The sequence below is a fragment of the Robertkochia flava genome (assembly GCF_020166515.1).
In the GTDB taxonomy this organism is placed as follows: domain Bacteria; phylum Bacteroidota; class Bacteroidia; order Flavobacteriales; family Flavobacteriaceae; genus Robertkochia; species Robertkochia flava.
The window spans coordinates 1-1317 of record NZ_JAINZT010000013.1; the positions used below are offsets into that span (position 1 = coordinate 1).

Below are 1317 nucleotides of genomic sequence, written 5' to 3' on the forward strand. Positions count from 1 at the left end.
TGAACATCCCTAAATAGTGTTGACCGGTTTTTGACTTAAATTTTCATTATTAAAAATAGTGATTACTTCCCGTTCTTCTTTCTTTGTATGTTGACATTGCTGTTTAAATAAAGAAGGAGGAGTTCGGTTAATGTGGTTGTGTACTCTTTTTAGATTATAGTTCTTCACTGCCTTGACTACACAACGCTTTAGTTGCTCAAAGTTCTCAGGCTTCCAATGATCCAGGTATTCTTCCTTGAGGGTTCTATGAATACGTTCTGCATAAGCATTATCCTGGGCTGATAAGGCCATGCTAAGTTTACATCCCAGAGCTTCCAAGTGTTCGGTATAGCCTTTATAAGTATACTGACTTCCTCTGTCTGAGTGATGGATCTCAGGAGGGTTATGTTGCTTTAAAGCCAAATTCAAGGCCCTCATATTAGCGGTAGCTCTCATATGATCAGAGACCTGATAGCCTACGATCTCCTTGGTATACACATCGATAATAAATACTCCGTAATAATGTTTACCTCCAATAGGGAAGTAAGTGATATCCGATTGCCATACCTGTCCCGGACCGTTGACCTTCTTGCCTTTGATCAGGTTAGGATAAAACTCCTTTGTCGGTATGGTAGTGCGTTTATAGTTCTTCTTACGCTTGATCCTAAAGCCCAGTTGCATCATCACATCAATGAAGCGGTCACGGCCTATAAAATCAGGTTTGAGCGTATAATACATCTTTTCCACCCCACAACCAGGATGCTCCTGACGAAGCTCTTCAGCTTCCAAAAGCAACTGACTGATCCTGTTGTCAAACAAGAGCTGACGATGGTGGTACTGGTGAACAGCCTGCTTGCTGATCCCAATACTCTCATAGAGCCTGTTCATGGAACACCTTACTTTTTTGGGGTGTTCCCGGAACCAGCTGATCGTGGGGTGCTGTAGTTTTTTTTGATATCGATATCCAGTTCCTCCTTAGCAATCTCCATCATCTTCTCCAGATAGTCGATCAGGATCTGTTTCTGACCCACGGTACGCTCGAGCATTTTTATCTTTTGCTCCAGCTCTTTGATCTTTTGTTGACTGCTGTCTTTCATCTCGATAACACGGTAGCCGTGCTTGTTGAAGTGTGAATATTTATAAATCCATTTATAGATGGTCTGGAACGGCATTCCGTGCAAACGGCTTAGTTCCAATACGCTGAATTTACCACTTTCGAATTCACTGACCAATTGTTTTTTAAAATCCTCCGAATAATGACGGCTCTTACGGATCTTTCCAAGACTTGCTTTCATAGTTTTCCACGTTTAAGTGGTCAACCTATATCAGGGACGTACA

The 1317-nt window shown here is 41.8% G+C and carries 2 protein-coding genes; both read right to left on the minus strand.

All coding sequences use genetic code 11. The annotated features are described in order from the left end of the window. Positions 1 to 9: 9 nt before the first annotated feature. Positions 10 to 867, minus strand: a complete 858-nt coding sequence (locus K7R11_RS14990) for an IS3 family transposase (RefSeq protein WP_262899836.1) — start codon at positions 865 to 867, stop codon at positions 10 to 12. An 8-nt stretch (positions 868 to 875) separates the two neighbouring features. Further along, positions 876 to 1274: a transposase gene (locus tag K7R11_RS14995; protein WP_224491652.1), complete on the minus strand. Its 399-nt coding sequence runs from the start codon at positions 1272 to 1274 to the stop codon at positions 876 to 878. Positions 1275 to 1317 lie beyond the last annotated feature (43 nt).

Coding starts and splice junctions, on each gene's coding strand:
- K7R11_RS14990 (WP_262899836.1), bottom strand. CDS start 867: ATGAACAGGCTCTATGAGAGTATTGGGATCAGCAAGCAGGCTGTTCAC.
- K7R11_RS14995 (WP_224491652.1), bottom strand. CDS start 1,274: ATGAAAGCAAGTCTTGGAAAGATCCGTAAGAGCCGTCATTATTCGGAG.